This is a genomic window from Salinimonas sediminis (assembly GCF_003429285.1).
Taxonomy (GTDB): Bacteria; Pseudomonadota; Gammaproteobacteria; order Enterobacterales; family Alteromonadaceae; genus Alteromonas; species Alteromonas indica.
In genome coordinates this window covers 930,025-948,818 of record NZ_CP031769.1, presented here as the reverse complement: position 1 = coordinate 948,818, position 18,794 = coordinate 930,025, and the positions used below count along the sequence as shown (strand labels likewise).

18 protein-coding genes are annotated in these 18,794 nt (G+C 46.6%); 13 read left to right on the top strand and 5 right to left on the bottom strand.

What is annotated here, in order from left to right:
* Positions 1-39: 39 nt before the first annotated feature.
* From D0Y50_RS04280 to D0Y50_RS04255, 6 genes are all read left to right on the top strand, one after another.
* Positions 40-1,548, top strand: coding sequence for a GGDEF domain-containing protein (locus D0Y50_RS04280; protein ID WP_117315671.1), 1,509 nt, complete (start codon positions 40-42; stop codon positions 1,546-1,548).
* On the top strand, positions 1,548-2,912 hold the full coding sequence (ppnN, locus tag D0Y50_RS04275) for a nucleotide 5'-monophosphate nucleosidase PpnN (protein WP_117315669.1): 1,365 nt from the start codon (positions 1,548-1,550) through the stop codon (positions 2,910-2,912). The genes D0Y50_RS04280 and ppnN overlap by 1 nt, the downstream gene beginning before the upstream one ends.
* An 86-nt stretch (positions 2,913-2,998) precedes the next feature.
* The gene (locus D0Y50_RS04270) at positions 2,999-3,373 is read left to right on the top strand and encodes a DUF3192 domain-containing protein (protein WP_108567939.1); all 375 of its coding nucleotides are present in this window, start codon (positions 2,999-3,001) and stop codon (positions 3,371-3,373) included.
* Positions 3,374-3,381: 8 nt separating this feature from the next.
* Positions 3,382-5,043 carry a hypothetical protein gene (locus D0Y50_RS04265; protein ID WP_117315667.1) on the top strand — a complete coding sequence of 554 codons (1,662 nt, stop codon included), beginning with the start codon at positions 3,382-3,384 and terminating at the stop codon, positions 5,041-5,043.
* 265 nt (positions 5,044-5,308) lie between these two features.
* Positions 5,309-6,316 carry an isocitrate dehydrogenase gene (locus D0Y50_RS04260; protein ID WP_108567941.1) on the top strand — a complete coding sequence of 336 codons (1,008 nt, stop codon included), beginning with the start codon at positions 5,309-5,311 and terminating at the stop codon, positions 6,314-6,316.
* Positions 6,317-6,515: 199 nt separating this feature from the next.
* Positions 6,516-6,827 (top strand): ComEA family DNA-binding protein, encoded by a 312-nt coding sequence (locus tag D0Y50_RS04255; RefSeq protein WP_218023559.1) that lies wholly within the window; start codon positions 6,516-6,518, stop codon positions 6,825-6,827.
* Between the two features lie 112 nt (positions 6,828-6,939).
* On the opposite strand, the gene galU is transcribed toward D0Y50_RS04255, so the two are convergent.
* The 5 genes from galU to wecA all read right to left on the bottom strand — a co-directional run bounded on the left by galU (position 6,940) and on the right by wecA (position 12,185).
* Positions 6,940-7,830, bottom strand: coding sequence for a UTP--glucose-1-phosphate uridylyltransferase GalU (gene galU, locus D0Y50_RS04250; protein WP_108567942.1), 891 nt, complete (start codon positions 7,828-7,830; stop codon positions 6,940-6,942).
* Between the two features lie 2 nt (positions 7,831-7,832).
* Complete coding sequence (locus tag D0Y50_RS04245) at positions 7,833-9,176, bottom strand: UDP-glucose dehydrogenase family protein (protein ID WP_108567943.1); 1,344 nt, start codon at positions 9,174-9,176, stop codon at positions 7,833-7,835.
* Positions 9,177-9,301: 125 nt separating this feature from the next.
* Positions 9,302-10,159 (bottom strand): glycosyltransferase family 2 protein, encoded by an 858-nt coding sequence (locus D0Y50_RS04240; RefSeq protein WP_170145445.1) that lies wholly within the window; start codon positions 10,157-10,159, stop codon positions 9,302-9,304.
* The gene (locus tag D0Y50_RS04235) at positions 10,156-11,058 is read right to left on the bottom strand and encodes a glycosyltransferase (protein ID WP_332308379.1); all 903 of its coding nucleotides are present in this window, start codon (positions 11,056-11,058) and stop codon (positions 10,156-10,158) included. The genes D0Y50_RS04240 and D0Y50_RS04235 overlap by 4 nt, the downstream gene beginning before the upstream one ends.
* Before the next feature lie 68 nt (positions 11,059-11,126).
* On the bottom strand, positions 11,127-12,185 hold the full coding sequence (gene wecA / locus D0Y50_RS04230; protein WP_108567945.1) for a UDP-N-acetylglucosamine--undecaprenyl-phosphate N-acetylglucosaminephosphotransferase: 1,059 nt from the start codon (positions 12,183-12,185) through the stop codon (positions 11,127-11,129).
* 342 nt (positions 12,186-12,527) lie between these two features.
* On the opposite strand from wecA, the gene D0Y50_RS04225 reads away from it, so the two are divergent.
* From D0Y50_RS04225 to rfbC, 7 genes are read left to right on the top strand one after another with little or no spacing between them, the layout of a single operon-like run.
* Complete coding sequence (locus D0Y50_RS04225) at positions 12,528-12,926, top strand: hypothetical protein (protein WP_108567946.1); 399 nt, start codon at positions 12,528-12,530, stop codon at positions 12,924-12,926.
* A complete protein-coding gene (locus D0Y50_RS04220; protein WP_117318634.1) occupies positions 12,926-14,776 on the top strand; it encodes a polysaccharide biosynthesis/export family protein in 1,851 nt (616 codons plus the stop codon). The genes D0Y50_RS04225 and D0Y50_RS04220 overlap by 1 nt, the downstream gene beginning before the upstream one ends.
* 2 nt (positions 14,777-14,778) lie before the next feature.
* Positions 14,779-15,558: an ABC transporter permease gene (locus D0Y50_RS04215; RefSeq protein ID WP_117315663.1), complete on the top strand. Its 780-nt coding sequence runs from the start codon at positions 14,779-14,781 to the stop codon at positions 15,556-15,558.
* The gene (locus D0Y50_RS04210; protein WP_117315661.1) at positions 15,555-16,226 is read left to right on the top strand and encodes an ABC transporter ATP-binding protein; all 672 of its coding nucleotides are present in this window, start codon (positions 15,555-15,557) and stop codon (positions 16,224-16,226) included. The genes D0Y50_RS04215 and D0Y50_RS04210 overlap by 4 nt, the downstream gene beginning before the upstream one ends.
* Before the next feature lie 4 nt (positions 16,227-16,230).
* Positions 16,231-17,349 (top strand): capsule biosynthesis protein, encoded by a 1,119-nt coding sequence (locus D0Y50_RS04205; RefSeq protein WP_108567949.1) that lies wholly within the window; start codon positions 16,231-16,233, stop codon positions 17,347-17,349.
* A gap of 5 nt (positions 17,350-17,354) precedes the next feature.
* Positions 17,355-18,239 (top strand): glucose-1-phosphate thymidylyltransferase RfbA, encoded by an 885-nt coding sequence (gene rfbA / locus D0Y50_RS04200; protein WP_117315659.1) that lies wholly within the window; start codon positions 17,355-17,357, stop codon positions 18,237-18,239.
* Positions 18,240-18,241: 2 nt separating this feature from the next.
* Positions 18,242-18,787, top strand: a complete 546-nt coding sequence (rfbC, locus tag D0Y50_RS04195) for a dTDP-4-dehydrorhamnose 3,5-epimerase (protein WP_108567951.1) — start codon at positions 18,242-18,244, stop codon at positions 18,785-18,787.
* Positions 18,788-18,794: the final 7 nt, after the last annotated feature.

Here is an 18,794-nt window from a genome sequence, read left to right as displayed (position 1 = left end):
GAAGTGTAGATACGTAATCCATTGGGAATTAACGACTTAATGAATTCTAGTCAGCTTCAGTCAGTGCAGCGACATAATGAAATGCTTGCTCAATCCGTCATTCGTCTATCAAAGTTTTTTGAAGGTTATTCAGCCGACATAGACAACGAGCTTCAGACATTACGCGGCCATCTGGCAGGCACCCCGGATTTTTCCCTGGCCAGTGTAAGCATTGGTAAACTGGACCACCTGTTTCAAGGTGACATTAAAAACGTACGTCGCTATACCGCCAGCAGTCTGTCGCTTATCGAACAAAGCGTGCGTACGCTACAACAGCGCTTTGCCCAGGATACAGAATTTCGTACCCATGCTGCCAGTGTGCTGACATTGGCAAACCAACCCACTGATTCCTTACAGGCTCTGCTGAAAGTCTGTTTGAATAGCCTGTCATTAATTCAAAAATTGCCTACGCCTTGTGATACTGCGACTCCAGAAGTCCGAACCGCCCCGCTTAACCCTTCGATTACGCGCTCACTACAAGAAGAATTACAGCATTTACTCGACAGCTACACGCAGCTACAACCTGACAATATACAGTTGGGTAACCTACGCCACCGCTTATTAGAGGGGCTCAATGAAGATGATCTGTTACAAGCCTGTTTGGTTATTTTAAGGCTGATAGTCAAAGACTCAATGGGTGAGGCGGCAATGTCGGGTGAGGTTATCCAGAGCTTGCATGAAGCCCTGGGTAAATTAAACAAAAATGTGGAAAAAAGCATTGTTCATACCCATCAGGCGTTTGTCAGCCGCCAGAAAACAGATGAAGTATTTAAACAGCAACTCAATGATATTGAGGACATGGTGGCGGCGGATACTGGCCTGGACGGGTTAAAAGAACAAACCCGCTATCATCTTAAAAAGATGGCTTCAACACTGGCGCAGCGCAAAGAAAGTGAGCGCACTGAACAACAAAAAATCATGTCTTTGCTAAGCCGTATGCAAACCCAGCTTGATTCGCTAGAACGGCAGACTATCGATTATCGCAAAAAGCTCGCTCAGCAGCATTGTGCCAGCCACACCGACCCCCTCACCCAATTACCTAACCGTATGGCATATAATGAGAAAATCGTCAGTGCCTGGCAGCATGCGCAGGCCAGCCAACAACCGCTTAGTCTGGCGGTGTTAGATATTGACCACTTTAAAAACATTAATGATCGGTTTGGCCATGCCGCGGGCGATAAAACGCTGCAAGTGGTGGCTAATCAATTAGCCCAGGGCTTGAACGAAGGTGAGTTTATTGCGCGCTGGGGGGGCGAAGAGTTCGTCTTGGTTTACGAGAATACCGGACCTACCGCGCTGGCTGAGAAACTGGAAAAATTGCGAACCAGATTGATGGCATTACCGTTTAAGTTCAAACAGGAACGACTAACCATTACCGCCTCGTTTGGCGGGGCGACATTTACTGCGGATGAAACGGCCGAGCAGGTATTTGAAAGAGCCGACCAAAAGCTTTATGAAGCGAAGCGGTCCGGACGAAATTGTGTTGTTATCGATCAGGACAGATATTAATGAAAAAAGTGCAGTTGAATCCGCTTGGCTGGATGAGCCAGCTATCTCAGATAGAAGTATCGCAATTGCAGGACACTACACATAGTGAGCTTTTCGATGTGTTTAAAAATTGTTGTCTTGCAGTACTTAACAGTGGTGTTGATGAAGACGACTATGAGTTGTTGTTTGCCCCTTATCAGGATTTTGATATTAAACTGGTACGCCGGGAACGTGGCGTTAAGATTGAACTGACAAATCCCCCTGAAGTTGCCTTTGTTGATGGCAAGCTGGTACGGGGCGTACACGAACATTTATTCGCCGTACTTCGCGACATGTTGTTTATGGGTAACAAACATGCCCTGGTACATAAACCAGCGCCAGTAGATAGCCTGAGTACTACTGACATGGTATTTGATATGTTGCGGCATGCCCAGGCTCTGGAAGGCAATGACGAACTAAATACCATTGTATGCTGGGGCGGTCACTCCATCAAACAACATGAATACCAGTACACCAAAGAGGTCGGCTATCAGCTTGGCTTAAGAGAGATGAACATTTGTACCGGTTGCGGACCAGGTGCAATGAAAGGGCCAATGAAAGGCGCTACGATAGGCCATGCTAAACAGCGATATAAAAATGGCCGCTATATTGGTATTTCTGAGCCCAGTATTATCGCGGCCGAACCGCCTAATGCCATCGTTAATGAGCTCATCATCATGCCTGACATCGAAAAACGGCTGGAAGCCTTTGTGCGTTTTGCCCATGGCGTGGTGATATTCCCCGGCGGGGTCGGCACCGCAGAAGAGTTGCTGTATTTGCTGGGGATATTGATGAACGAGCGCAATGCACAACAGCCTTTGCCGGTTATTTTAACGGGCCCGAAAGGTGCGGAAGCGTATTTCGCCGCTATTGATGAATTTGTCGGCGCCACACTGGGGCCGCAGGCACAAAGCAAATACCAGATCATTATTGACGATGCTGAAGAAGTAGCCCGTACGCTATGCAACAGCAAAGCAAAAATTGAGCAATATCGCCTGGCGGTAGGCGACTCGTTCAGCTTCAACTGGTCGCTAAAAATTGATGAGCCGTTTCAGGTACCCTTTATACCGACTCACGACTCCATGGCAGCATTACCGTTACATCAGGAACAAGATGTAGCCAGCCTTGCCGTGGTATTGCGCCAGGCCTTTTCAGGTATTGTTGCGGGGAACGTTAAAGCAGAAGGTGTGCGCCAGATTAAAGAAAAGGGACCATTCCAGTTACGTGGAGATGTTCATTTAATGCAGCGGATTGACGCCCTTCTCGAATCGTTTGTAGCACAAGGCAGAATGAAATTGCCGGGCTCCGAGTACATACCCTGCTACACTATTTCCCCGCAGGATTGACGCATTCCTTTACGATTTTATCATTCCTTCTTTACACGCTTTTAAGGTAAACTGTTCAGTGTTCCCTTAATAACAAGTGAAGAAGGATGAATAGTAAGGTTATCCGGCTGATTCTGTTTGGCGTCGCGGCTTACGTGCTGTTCGTATTTCTGGTGATTTCGTTTTATCCTGACAAACCAGAAAACATGGACTGGCAAGACAGAGAAGAATATAACAAAGTGCAAATTACCAAGCTTCGACTGGGGACTACCCGAGAAGAGGTTCTTGCACGCCTGGGCTCGCCCGATATCACTGAGGCCAAAATGGATAGCTCAGTGGCTATTCAGGTGATGTTCTATCGCACCCAGCATGTCAGGGCAGATGGATTGACCACGCAGGACGAATGTACTCCGTTGTTATTTGAAAACGAACAACTTATCGCCTGGGGCGAAGGGGCTTATCAAAGTTACCTCAAAAGTTAGGAACTAAATTGGTAGAATCGGCATACCAGACACTTATTCAACAAAGTCAGCGCGCAACCGCTGCGCTGGTACGCCAGGGAAAGCTGCTCAATGTGCCTAATACCGGGCTGGCTATGGGCAAGCAGGTGGTCGAATTTGCCCGCCAGCATCCGCAGGCCGCCCTGGTAGCCGTTAATGCCATTCGTCAGGAATCTTCACTTACCTATCCTTTACCGTTAAAAGCTGCCCTGATCATGGCTATACTGGGGTTGCGCAGCCAGTTAAATGATCATTACCTGCAACACCTTACCGGTGCTACGTTTACGCTACTGAGCGCCGCGTCGTATCATCGTGATACCCAGATATTACATTTTGAGCCTACTGTACTGGCGGGTTTAAAGAAGCATTTGGGGGGCCCACAACTCGCCTTGTGGCGTTCCGTATTTTCGGTAGGCAAATTATTAGCCCAACCTAATTTTCACCGGTATCTGGCCAATCCGGCCATAAATTACCCGCAATGGTGGTTAATTTGTTGTAGTCATCTAAGCATTCGTTTTAGCTTCAGTTTTTATGCTGCATTACGGCCGTTAGCGCTGTCGGGGAATGTGCGCTACGAAGCCACATTACGTCAGTGGTTAACCTATCCTGGGGATATCTGGCCTGGCGCTCAGGCTCCCACAGAGTCTGGCAAACATACGGTAATGTATAAAACGGATTCCCAGTATGGTGTGCTGCCCTCTTCTATTGCACCGACCCCGGCTATAGAGTGGAAAACCGACATTGCGCTACGGCCTTCCCATTATATAAGATTTAATAAATGGGCTGAGCTTACCGCTAAAACTCACCAGGCCGCGCAACAGATTGCGGCATTTAAGTTTGAAGGAAGACGCTACCCGGTCAGCCATCCGCCACGCTCTATCATCACCATTATCGATATGTTGCAAGACAGTGAACTTGATATTGGCCGGTTAGCCGCTGAACTGGAACAGGAACCGGCTTTTGCTGATGCGCTAAAACATTCAGCCACCCTGGATAACCGGTTACAATTGCCCGTGAAAGAGGTAAAACAAGCGGTATTAACCTATGGGACTGAACGTGTAGGCGATATGCTGGTACTCGAAGCATTGATGCAGCGACTGACGCAGCATTATTTTCCGCTAGGGGCTTGCTGTAAGAATTTACTGGTTACCAGTGCAACGCTGGCATCACTGATCGCGGCTCAGGTGCCCAGCCGCCTATCGGCGCAGTCAGCGGCCTTAGTGAGCACGTTTTCGCTAGCACCGGTGTTTACCTTGCCAGCCCTAAAGATACTCGCCCGCTTTCCCCATAATGCGCAACGACTGTTTGATGTTAATGCACTGCTTAGCCTGAAAACCGGTGAAGAATTCGTGGCCTATGCGGCTGAACTTGCCGCGAACTGGCATCAGCCTAAAATTCATCAGGCTATTATAAGGCAGTTTGGTAAAATGCCAGCCCAAGCCAGCCCCGGCCTGCAAAAAGAATTTGCGGTTATCTCGCTCAGTTTACTACTTAGCCGAAAATGGTTATTTGTTAGTGGTCAACTCGATGAAGCGTCTATTGAGGCACTACGCCAATGTCTTCACATACTTAAACTGAAGCCGGAATTTATTGCCCATTTGCAGGCACAGGTTAGTAGTTCTCTATATACACCAATAACCCATAGGTTGTAATTATCCGAATTTGGCTAATACAGGGCGTCTTACTCAACGATAATAATGTTTTTTCAATGCTGTTGCGCTAATCTATGCTAGGCGAAGGCTGCACGTTGCTATAAAATATGCGCGATTTTGGCCCTATGGTGTAGCGTGTCACAGCGCATGATTAGCGCTACGACGCGATAAAATTACAGCTACCGATACACCATAATTTTAGCCTTACTGGCTATTTCCAAGTTACCTAATTCTATACAAAACGAATATTACCAGAGGATCCCCCATGACTCAGCAACGCATTACAGTCATTCGCGGCGACGGTATCGGTCCAGATATCATTGATGCCACCACCAAAATTTTAGATAAAGTGGGTTGCAACTTTGCCTATGATTATGCCGACGCAGGTTTGGTCGCCCTAGAAAACCACGGTGAACTGTTACCGCAGTCTACGCTGGATCTGATCGCTAAAAATAAAGTTTCATTGAAAGGGCCATTGACTACGCCAGTTGGTGAAGGCTTCACCTCTATCAATGTAAGTTTGCGTAAACAGTTTAAGTTATACGCCAACATCCGTCCGGTATTGTCTTTTAAAGGCACCAAAGCCCGTTATGAAGACATTGATATCATTACCGTTCGCGAGAACACCCAGGGTATGTATTCTGGCTTGGGACAGGTAGTGTCCGAAGATGGTAACGAAGCCGAAGCAATGAGCAAGATCACCCGTGAAGGTGCCGAGCAAATTGTAGTATTCGCGTACGAGCTAGCACGTCGCGAAGGGCGCAAAAAGGTTACAGCAGTACATAAAGCAAATATCCTGAAGTCTACCTCCGGGCTGTTTTTGAAAGTTGCGCGGGAAGTGGGCGAGCGCTACCCTGATATCGAAAGCGCCGAAATGATCGTCGATAATACGTGTATGCAATTGGTAATGAACCCGCATCAATTTGACGTGATTGTGACTACCAACCTGTTTGGCGACATTATCTCTGATCTATGTGCCGGTTTGGTAGGCGGTCTGGGCATGGCGCCAGGCGCGAATATTGGCCACGATTGCGCTATTTTTGAAGCGGTACATGGCTCAGCGCCGGACATTGCTGGTAAAAACCTGGCGAACCCAACCTCAGTTATTCTGGCCGCTATTCAAATGCTCGAATACTTAAACATGGGCGATAAAGCAGAAAAGATTCGTTCTGCGTTAAAAGACGTTATTGAGTCTGGCGATCGCACTACCCGTGATTTAGGTGGTCAAAATGGCACTACCGAGTTTACCGAAGCGATGCTAGAGCGTCTGTAAGCCACGCGATAATTATGCGATAAAGCACCGCTTGAGCGGTGCTTTTTTTTGTTTCATTTTCCGTCATTGCCACCACACGGCGGATAATCGCACGCAACCTGTCCAAACCCTGCACCATAGCGCAGCAGTATTTCTGCCATGCGTTGTTTATGCTTATCTCGCCAGCTGGCAATAACCCGATTCAGATAAGGAAATAACCATGCAGAATATAAGATACATTATAGCGGCTGTAATTGTAGCGTTAACTTGTGCTATGACCCCAGCCGTCGTGAGTGCACAAGAGACCCAGGACACTACGTTGCTTAATCAATCCGCGCCAATGGACCTGAACCTGGCGACCCAGGAGGAGTTGATGCAACTACCCGGTATCGGCCAAAGTAAGGCTCAGGCCATTATCGACTACCGCACGAAGATGGGCCGCTTTTTAGAAGTAGACCAGCTAACTGAAGTAAAAGGTATCGGAGAAAAGATGCTTACTAAGGTCAAGGCTCGATTGTTCGTGGAAGAGTAGCCACTGACTTTGGAAACTTAGCGTAGCCGGCTCGTGGGTGCTTCGCCACATTGAGCGGCTGCCAGAAACAAAAAAGGCTCCTAAAGGAGCCTTTTGCGATCGGTATCGACGGCTACTTAAGTGAAGCCAGATATTCTTTAAACTCTTCACCCAGTGACGGATGACGCAATGCGTATTCTACATTGGCTTTCATATAGCCAAGCTTGCTACCGCAATCATGGCTTTTGCCTTTCATGCAATACGCATCTACCTGCTCAATCTTCATCAGGGAGTCAATGGCATCGGTTAGCTGTACTTCACCGCCGGCACCCGGTGGCGTGTACTCTAGCAGATCCCAGATTTTTTCTGATAACACGTAACGGCCTACAATCGCTAAGTCAGATGGCGCTTCTTCCAACGAAGGCTTTTCAACCATACGGTGAATTTTGGCTGAATCACCTGGCTCGATATCTTCACCGTCCAGATCTGCGATACCAAATTTAGTGATTTCTTCGCGCGGCACCTGTTCAACCATTACCTGACTTACCCGGCTGGTATTGAATTTAGCTACCATATCAGCAAGGTTGTCTTTTTTCGGGTCGCTGGCAACATCATCGATGATTACATCAGGCAGAACGACAGCAAAAGGCGACTCACCTACCAGTGGACGGGCACATTGAATAGCATGGCCCAGACCGGCGGCGTGGCCTTGACGCACGTGCATGATAGTTACATCTTTAGGACAGATAGACTGCACTTCTTCCAACAGCTGACGTTTAACCCGCTTTTCCAACGTTGCTTCTAGCTCAAACGACGTATCAAAATGGTTTTCAATGCTGTTTTTACTGGCGTGCGTCACCAATATAATTTCTTTAATTCCCGCTGCGACACATTCATTGACTACATACTGAATTAGCGGTCTATCTACAACTGGCAGCATCTCTTTTGGAATAGCTTTGGTCGCTGGCAACATGCGTGTGCCAAGACCGGCTACTGGGATAACTGCTTTTTTTACCTGACTCATGATTACTGATTTCCTTTTACTGATAATCCGCGTCCGATGGCATAGTAATCAAATCCATACTCTGCCATGCGCTTAGGTTCAAATAGGTTTCGACCATCAAAAATTAACGGCTGGGCTAATTTCGATTTAATCAATTCAAAGTCCGGGGCACGGAATACCTGCCACTCGGTACAAATAACCAGACAATCTGCACCATTTAGTGCTGATTCTTTGGTCCCCATCAGGCGTAACTCGTCTTTATCACCGTAGATACGCTGGGTTTCTTCCATGGCTTCAGGATCGTATGCTTGCACAATAGCGCCCGCATCCCATAGCTTTTCCATTAACACCCGGCTGGATGCTTCTCGCATATCATCAGTATTTGGCTTGAATGACAAGCCCCATAGTGCGATGGTTTTACCTTTAACATCATTGTCAAAATGCGACATGATGTATTCAAAAAGTTTCTCTTTTTGCTTGTAGTTAACCGCTTCTACAGACTCAAGCACCTGAGCGGTATAACCAACTTTAGTTGCACTACGGATGAGCGCTTGCACATCTTTAGGGAAACATGATCCCCCATAGCCACAACCAGGATAAATAAACTGATAACCGATTCTTGGATCAGAACCGATACCATGACGGACATGTTCAATATCCGCGCCGAACAATTCAGCCAGGTTAGCAATTTCATTCATAAAGCTGATTTTTGTGGCCAACATACAGTTTGCCGCATATTTGGTCAGCTCCGCGCTGCGAATGTCCATGGTAATGACTTTGTCGTGGTTGCGATTAAACGGTGAGTACAGTTCACGTAACTTTTCTTCCGCTTTTTTGCTATCTGTGCCTAAAATAATTCGGTCAGGGCGCATGCAATCAGTAACCGCAGCTCCTTCTTTTAAGAATTCAGGATTTGATACCACATCAAAGCTAACCTCTTTCTTAATAGAGGCCAGTGTATCGGACACCTTGGCTTTAACTTTATCTGCGGTACCTACAGGTACCGTCGACTTGTTGATAATAATTTTATGGTTGTCCATGTGCTGAGCGATAGTTTCCGCTACCGCTAGCACATATTTTAAATCTGCAGAACCGTCTTCGTCAGGAGGCGTGCCTACCGCGATAAAGATCAATTCACCATGCTTAACACCTTGCGCGGCATCGGTACTAAATACCAGACGACCCGATTCAAAGTTACTGGTGACAAGCGGTGTAAGACCTGGCTCATAAATAGGAATCTTACCCTGTTTAAGGTTGTCCACTTTCGCTTGGTCTACGTCAATGCACACCACATCGTGACCTACTTCTGCCAGCACAGCTGCTTGTACTAACCCAACATATCCAATTCCAAAAACTGTGACTTTCACAACCCTTCCTTAAAAATTTTCCGTTTTACAAAATACTTTCAGTTCAAAAGACAGCCTTTCGCGGTGTATCTCAAAAGATACAAATTTACACCGCAAGAATGACGTTAAGATGACGCTTGCAAGCGTCAGTCCAGTTTACCGGTTCGGCCTTTTAAACCATCTATCAAACCGCGGCGAACATAATGACCGCGTAGCTTTCCTTCAGGAAACCACCACCGATTAACCAGCCAGCGAACTGGTAAAGCAACAAGATGACGACATTTCCAGTAAAGTGGCACATGTCGCCGGCGAGACAGAATAAGCACATTGCGCACCTGGTAATAAAGTCTTACTGGTGCACCACGCTTAAAGTTCAGTCCTAAAATACGATGGCGGCCGTCGCCTTGGCGGTGGCGCATCTTCACATTGCACGCTTTTATAACATGAAATCCGAGACTCCGCGCACGCCAACACCATTCATGATCTACGCCATCAATAAACAGGTTACTGTCTTTTTTTCCAACCCTATGATAAGCCTCAACATTTACAATCATTCCTGATGCAATGATTTGCGCGACGCTCTCTAGCTGGTCGCACATACGTTGCGATCTGTGTAGCTTAGGTTGCACAGGCTTTTCAATAAACTCGCATACAATTTGAGGCCCCACGCAGGCAAGCTTATCAATTTTGGCGAGCGCATATTCGTAGGCGTCATACAACTGCTGTAGAAAAATAGTACTAAGCTGACTGTCTTGGTCCAGAATCAATACTGCCTCGGCCCCCTGTTCAACCAGCCTATCCAAACCTACGTTTTGCGCTTGAGCGATACCCACATTGGAGGGACAGTGGATATAATCGGCCTGCTCATCAGTCAGGCCCACCAGCGGTACAGGGGAATTATCAACCAGGACTACTGGCCATTGAAGCGCGTGCAAAGCCTCCAGCATGGAGGCCAGATGCGCTATTGTAGGATGGTATAAGATGATAACTGCGCCGACTTTCAATGTTTTCCGATCTTCTCTAAAAGCACACGATCCAGCTTGTAAGCCCATTTTACCACTGGCGCAGGCATAAGTCGCAGCAATAAAACGATACAGGCGTAGATAACGTTAAACGGTGTGTAGCGCTGCAATTTACGCATGGCACTAAAGCGGGCTTTGAACTCATTGAGAGATTTTACCAGCCCCCGCCTTTTGTAGAAATCATTAACCCGGCGAAACTCCAGTAATCGTTCCCGCAGGTTTCTAAATTCAAAGCCGGCGGCAGCCAGCTCAATCCACAAGAAGTAGTCCTGGGTATTCATCAACTCGTTATCATACCGAAAACCTGCATCAAACACCTCACGGCGAATCATTACAGTAGGATGGTTGAGGGTACAGCGACGAGGTAACATGCGTACAATCACACTATGAGAGGCTGGCATTACTCTGGAGCCTACCTTATTGCCTTGCTCGTCGATTTCAGTGAGCGCAGTGCCCAACACAGAAACTTTGCTGTGAGTTGCAAAAAAGTGTTGTTGCTTTTCTAATCGCTGCGGCAGACATATATCATCGGCATCCATCCGCACAAAATACCTGAATTCATCACTTTCCCGCATCCAGGCTATTGCCTGATTCATACTTGCCGCCAGACCCAGATTGGTATTGTTTTGGGCAACAATGATGCGAGAATCCTGTTTGGCGTACGTCAATAATAAAGAGGTCGTACTAGCAGGTACCGGGCCATCGACAATAATAAGAAACTGAAAGTCAGTAAAGGTTTGTGTCAGAACACTGTCAATAGCCTGTGCTAACCATTGTTCGTTATCGTTGTGGTACGTCGACATCGCCACCAGAACAGGCTGCTTAAGGCTCTTTTCAGGTGGCACGATAAAACGAAATGTATAGGGCTTCTTTACAGACACTTGATACCGAAAATCAATAAAAGGTGGGCAATAGTACCTGACAATTCAACAAAGTGAAAAGATCAGGCCTATGCGACTTGTTTGAACTTTCTGATGAAGCGCCAGATGTTCTGAATAATGAAGCTATAGACAGTAAGCAAGGCAATAAAGCCCCAAAACATTAACCATTCAGGAACGTTAAATAGCTCGCCCAATACGCCTATCATGCAGTACAAGCTACCCATAAACAGAATCGCCAGCAGTGCCTGATTGGAACTTAAACCTGCGCGCATGAATATATTATGTAAGTGTTTGCGGTCCGGCCGCAGCATCGATTGACCTTTGCGTGCGCGGCGGTACATTATTGCCGCCATATCCATTAAAGGAAGGCCAATCAACCATACGGCGGTAATAGGACGAAATGCCGCTTCTACACCTTGAGCATGATCCACCAATAGCCATACAATGGTTAACCCAACAAACATGCTGCCGGCATCGCCCATAAATATCTTATTGCCTTTGAACCCTTTCCAACTCAGATTAAACGCTAAAAACGGCACAATAGCCGCAGCGATAATTAACGGTTCCATTATGGCGCCCCCATTACCACTGGCTACCAGTAAGCCCACTACAAACAACAGCACCACCAAGCTCATTCCGCCTGCTAGCCCATCAATACCGTCAATCATATTAAACGCATTAATAACGCCCACCACGCAAACGATGGTAAAAAAGTAGCCTGCCAGCCCCAGATTAACATCACCCAGGCCCATAATATTACCTAGCGAGGTAATATAGTTTTGCGCACTCCACGCCATAATGGCGGCTACGCCAAACTGACACATCAGCCGGCCCTTGGCGCTTAATTCAAAGCGATCGTCTAACATTCCTAACAGCACGATAAATGCTGAGGCAGTAAAAAATAGAGGGTTGTTTTTCATCCATACGTCGGTAACGATACTGGCTACCAATACCGCCATAAAGATAGCGACGCCACCTGTAAGTGGCACCATCCCATGATGACGCTTGCGCAGACTCGGTTGGTCTACCAAACCGAATTGATGTGCCAAAGGCGTCATAACCACTAATAGGATCAAAGCAACAAAGAACGCAGTAAACAGCGGTACCAGTTGAAGGTAATCAAACATTCTATGAAAAATCCATTGTTAGCAGGCGCCCGGATACATCACACATTGTGAGAAACGCGGAAACATTAGGTAATCCTTTAACAACATTATTGTTGTTCTCTGCAGAGCTCATTATTATAAGCGCACGGTAAATACAAGCAGGCTCTGGTTAAATTATGATAATAAACATTCTTCATACTGACCACCCCTTCGATAAAATATTCTTTGAAATGCCCTGTCAACATTTCAAAAAGATTGATTAGACTCTCGCCAGCTAAACATCAGTTATCTACCTCACAGGTGAAATTCGTGTTTTATATGGTATGCTGTCGGCCAATTTTCCATAGGATTTTAAACCAGCCCATGTCAGTGAAAAGCAACATTCTTCGGCCTGCGTTTTTAGCTTTTGTCGGCTTGCTTGCAGGATGCGCTTCCGCCCCCAGCCCGGTTGTCGCTAATATCCCCTTGGTACACGCCAATTATACTGGGGCTATCGAAGGCTCGAGTGCAAGTATTATGCCTGGCGAATCGATTGCGCCAGGTAATGTCATTACACTTGATGATAAGCGATGGACAGTGGGCCCTGGCTATTACTCTGCCGCAAAACAACGCTGTCATCCCCTGGTGCATGCTGAGGGCTCGGCTGATACGCCTGCCTATTCCCGCGCTCAGCAGCTGTTATGTAAAAAAAATAGCCAGTGGGTCCGCTACTCAGCGGTACTGAATACCCAGCCCGCTGGTAATAAAGGAATGGCCCAATGATGAAATTCCGCCTTTTTCGTTCGCTTCAGTATACTTTTCTGTTAACGCTGGTATTGGCGAGCTGCCATATTAACGCGCAATCGTTAAGTGACTTGCAGCAGCTTCAGCAGCAGGCTCAACAAGCGCAAAGTGGGCAGGGTGCGAATACCCAAACCACTAATTCAAATACCTCGGTGGGCTCGGTAACTGCATTTGAGTTAAATTCTTCGCGGACAATTCAAAGTATGAATAATGGCGAGGGTTCCACGGGGCAATATTATAATAGCTCGCGGGGCGGCCAGGTATTGCCCGGAGAACCGACAATAGACACCGTATACCCGGCGCAGGCGCCGATGGAAAATCCTCCCTATGCGGCCAATTTGTTTATTGGTGGGTTTGAGTCTGAACGCGCGGATGGCTTAAACGACAATTATCTGGTTGCGCAGGGTGACAAAATATCTATCTGGATGTGGGGCGCGGTAAACTACTCTGATGTAGTAACAGTGGATAATCAGGGCAATATTTTCATTCCGAATATCGGACCTATTCAAATTGCCAATACCCCGGCCGGCTCTGTTAACAGCACTGTGACCTCCAAAATAAAGCAAGTATATACCAATGATGTCAATGTCTACGTCAACCTGCTAACGTCCACGCCGGTTTCCGTATATATCAGTGGCCCGGTATTACGGCCTGGACAGTACGCAGGGCAAGCGTCCGATAGCATTCTTTATTTTCTTAAGCGGGCGGGCGGAATAGATTTTCAGCGCGGGAGTTTTCGTCAGATTGATATCAAACGTGACGGAAAAATTATAGCCACTGCCGATTTGTACGAATTTATGCGAAATGGTGAGTTGCCAGGCATCTCTTTCAAAGACGGCGATGTGCTAATGGTTCGCCCATTAGGGGCTACAGTGGTGGTACAAACCGGTGCTCGAAACAGTTTTACCTTTGAATTTAAAGATGGGGAACTATCTGGCGATACATTGACTAAATATGCCACTCCGCGTGATTTTATTAATCATGTTTCTGTTGCAGGCGTGCGCAATAACCAACAGTTTTCACGTTATCTAAAACTTAATGAGTTTAACGAATTTTCGCTAAACGCCGGTGATACCGTGGAGTTTGTTGATGATCATGAGCAGCTGGTTTATCGCATCAATATCCAGGGCAGTCATACCGGTCCTTCACAGGTTATGGTAGACAAAGGAACCCGGCTACGTGATGTTCTTAACTACATACGCATAAACCCAGAACTTTCAGACGTCGATAATATTTATCTGTTGCGGGACAGCGTGGCACTAAAGCAAAAAGAGATTATCGAACGCTCATTACAGCAATTAGAACGCAGTGTATTTACTGCCCCTATTAGCTCAAGCGGTGAAGGGGCGATACGCGCACAGGAAGCGCAATTGGTGTCAGATTTCATTACCCGCGCCCGAGAGGTAGAACCGCTGGGTAAAGTAGTGGTGTCTGAAAATCAACAAGTAGCAAACGTATTATTAGAACCCAATGACACTGTGGTGGTACCGGCAGTTACCGACCTAGTACAAGTGGGAGGCGAGGTCATGCTTCCGCAAGCAATTGTATTCAATCCAGATGCGACCGCGGCTGATTATATTGCCTGGGCGGGCGGATTCACTCAGCGCGCCGATGATGAACGTATTCTGATTGTACGCAAAAACGGTATTGTAGAGTTTGATAGTATTGATGGTTACAACTTCTCAGCCAGAGAAGGCAATGCCAAGCTTAAGCCGGGCGATCAGGTTATTGTCCTGCCTGCAATAGATATGAAATCGCTTCAGGCGATTAAAGATATAACCCAAATTGTGTACCAGATTGCAGTGGCCGCCAATGTCGCGCTAGATTAAACATGGTCACCTTTTCCCAACATCTTGCAGCATGGCGAAGAGTGATCTTCGCCTTGTTCTTGCGTGAACTGCAAAGTAAATTCAACGATAAGCTGGGGCTCGGCTGGGCTTTCTTTGAACCGTTTGTATTTATTTTTGGCTTATCCTATGCCCGAAGTTTTATTTCGGGATCGGAAGTTCATTCCATGCCTATTTTAATTTTTATGATTGTGGGTATGCTTTCCATTCAATCTTTCATGACCAGTCTGGGTTCCGTTTCTGGTTCCATAAAAAAGAATAAACCTTTGTATGCATTCAGGCAGGTTCAGCCTATTGCTTCTTTGATTACTGCTTTGCTCCTTGAATTTGCCATTAAGCTGGGCGCATTGTTCTTATTGTGTGTCACCGTTTATTTATTGCAAATTGAATATAAAGTGGATAACCCCCTATTATTAATAGCCATGTATTTGATGCTATGGGCGTTTTGTGGTGCCATCAGTTTGCTGTTTGGTATTGCCACCGCCTATGTTCCGGAAATCAATAAAGTAAAAAATTTGTTCATGCGGCCGATGTTTTTTATCTCCTGTACTTTTTTCAGCCTTCAGGATATCCCCGAAAAATACTGGCATTATCTTAACTGGAACCCTATGGTTCATTTTATTGAGCTTTCCCGTTATGCGCTTTATACCTCCTACGGGCACAAAGGCGTCAGTATCGAATATGCGGCTGCAACCACCATTGGACTACTGTTCTTTGGCCTGGCCCTGTACCACCTCACCTGGAAAAAGGTCTTATCCAGATGATTGAAATAAAAAATTTAACGAAGAGTTATCCCAGTAAACTCGGCCCCCAGTATATTTTCAAGAACCTTAATTTCGCGTTCCCCACAGAACGAAACGTAGCTATTTTGGGTAAAAACGGCGCGGGTAAGTCTACCCTCTTCCGGTTATTAGCCAAAAGTGAGTATCCAGACCGCGGTCAGGTCATCACGAATCGCTCCATGTCATGGCCTGTAGCCTTACAAACCGGTATACATCCGCATATGACCGGGCGCGAGAATACCCGGTTTATTGGCCGCATCAACAATGTGAAATCGCTTGGTAAATATGAACAGCAAGTACAAACATTTGCCGAGCTAAATAAAAAGTTTGATTTACCGGTTCGAACTTACTCGTCAGGTATGCGTGCCAAACTGGTGTTTGCCTGTTGCATGAATATTGATTTTGATATTTATCTTATCGATGAAGCAACATCAGTGGGTGACCCGTTGTTTCGTAAAAAAGCGAAAGAAAGTCTCAAAGAAAAAAGTCTGACCAGTGGCGTCATTATGGTCAGCCATGAGCTTGACCAAATTCGCGAATACTGCCATTCCGCAGTACTAATTAACAATGGCAAACTTACCTATTTCAAGGACCTTGAAGAAGGTATAGCTGCTTACACCAATCCTGAGTCCAAAGGAAAAGGTAAATAATATCGTGCTAAAGAAAACCCAACAAAAACTCAAAGTTCTGACTAAGCATGTAGGCCGGGCTTTTATCGCTATATGGTGTATCTACGCACTCTACCTGGTGCTGATGGCTTCTCCCCAATTTGAAAGCCAAAGCCAGTTAATTATTAAAAAATCAGATGGTGGCAGTGCTTTTGACGCCTCCTCTTTGTTGATGTCTTCTGTGACCGATGCGCCGCTTTCTACAGATAGTGTATTAATAGAGGCTTTCATCAAGTCGCAGGATATGTACCGTCATCTGGTCGAGCACCACAAAATGAATTTGCATTTCCAGAATGCCGATGCTGACCTATTCAGCAGACTTTCTGATTCAGCGAATAAAGAAGATAAGTTCAACTACTATTTAGAACATATTGATGTAACTGTGGATTCCAGTTCAGCAGTGATCACGCTGAAAACCAAAGCATTTACACCTGAATATGCAAACCAGCTAAACGCCGCCATTATTGCCCACGCTGAAACCTTCATTAATAATATCAATAAGGACCTTGCTAAATCCAAACTGACCTTTGCAAAAAGTGAACATGATATTGTTGAAAGCAAGCTGCAAGGCGCAAAGCAAGAACTGCTGGAGTTTCAGTCGAAGTATAATGTACTGGACCCTACGGCAGAGGGCGCCGCATCCCAACAGATTGCCTTTTCCTTAGAAGCGACCCTGGCACAGAAAAAAGCAGAGTTACAAACCATGACCGGTATGATGTCGGATATTGCCCCGGAAATGCGTAACTTAAAACGCCAAATTACCGCCTTACAACAAGCCGTCAGTAACCAAAAGAGTGAGTTGAATAATGCTACCGTAGAAGGTAGCGAGAACATGTCGATGACTGAGTTGATGGCTCAGTATAGTAATTTACAAATTCAGCTGCAGCTTGCTATCCAGGCTTACTCTTCCTCATTGATGACGCTGGAAAATACGCGGGTAGAAACCTATCAAAAAATTCAGCACTTGGTCACTGTAGAACAGTCCACTCTTCCCGAAGGCAATAAATACCCGGAAGTACTTTACAATCTAACGCTATTCGGCGTGATCCTATTCTTAATATATGGCATAGGACGAATCATAATTGCCACTATTAAGGAGCTATAGAATTCATGGCCGAGCGCGTAGGAATAATACTTGCGGGCGGGTCAGGCTCGCGTCTTTACCCCCTGACGAAAGTGGTAAGTAAACAACTTATGCCGGTTTACGACAAACCAATGATTTATTATCCGCTTTCTACCCTGATGCTGGCGGGTATTACGGAAATCCTGATAATAACCACCCCTGAGGAGCAATCCCGGTTTGAAGATTTGCTAGGGGATGGCAGCCAGTTTGGGATAGCTTTATCGTATATCGCCCAGCCCTCCCCTGACGGCCTGGCCCAGGCCTTTGTGCTGGGCGAGCAGTTTATTAACGGCCGACCAAGTGCATTGGTATTGGGCGATAATATTTTTTATGGTCACGATATGGTCAAGTCACTGCAAAGCGCCACGGCGAAACACGACCGGGCTACCGTGTTCGGTTACCATGTGCACGACCCAGAACGCTACGGCGTGGTTGAGTTTGATAAAGCAGGCAAAGCGCTCAGTATTGAAGAGAAACCAGCGCGGGCGAAGTCCAGCTATGCAGTTACCGGGTTGTACTTTTATCCCCCGGAGGTGGTCGATATTGCCAAATCTATTGCCCCCTCACCACGTGGTGAGTTAGAGATTACTGATGTCAACAATGTGTTTTTACACCATGAGAGGCTTGATGTTGAAGTCATGGGCAGGGGCTCGGCGTGGTTAGACACCGGCACTATTGACAGCCTGATGGATGCGGCAAACTTTATCGCGGCTATCGAGAAACGCCAGGGCCTGAAAATATGCTGCCCGGAAGAGATTGCGTTTCGTAAGGGATTTATTAATGCTTCGCAACTCCAAGAGTTGGCTACGCCGCTTGTGAAAAGCGGTTATGGACAATATCTACACCACATTTTGAACGAAGATGTTTTTTAATAATGCAATGTATTACTACTTCTATCGATGATGTCAAAATCATTGAGCCTAAAGTATTCGGCGATGAACGCGGCTACTTTATGGAATCATTCAGAGACAACTGGTTTCGGGAAAATTGTGCAGACGTTACGTTTGTACAGGATAACCGAAGCCGCTCAAAGCAGGGGATATTACGTGGCATGCACTACCAGCTCAGCCAAACCCAGGGCAAGCTGGTGTCGGTAACCGATGGCGCTGTGTTCGATGTTGCGGTGGATATGCGAAAGCATTCCAAGACCTACGGCCAGTGGGTTGGCGCCCTTCTTAGCGCCCAGAACAAGCGGATGTTGTGGGTGCCCGCAGGGTTCGCGCATGGTTTCTATGTTACAAGCGAATCGGCTGAATTTAGCTATAAATGTACCGACTATTATCATCCTGAATCAGAAGTGTCATTAGCCTGGGACGACCCTACTGTAGGGATTGACTGGCCACTGGTTAACGACCTGGCACCGAGTTTGTCAGCTAAAGACCAGCAAGGCCTGGCCTTTGCTGATGCCCCCTCATTCTAGGCCCCCG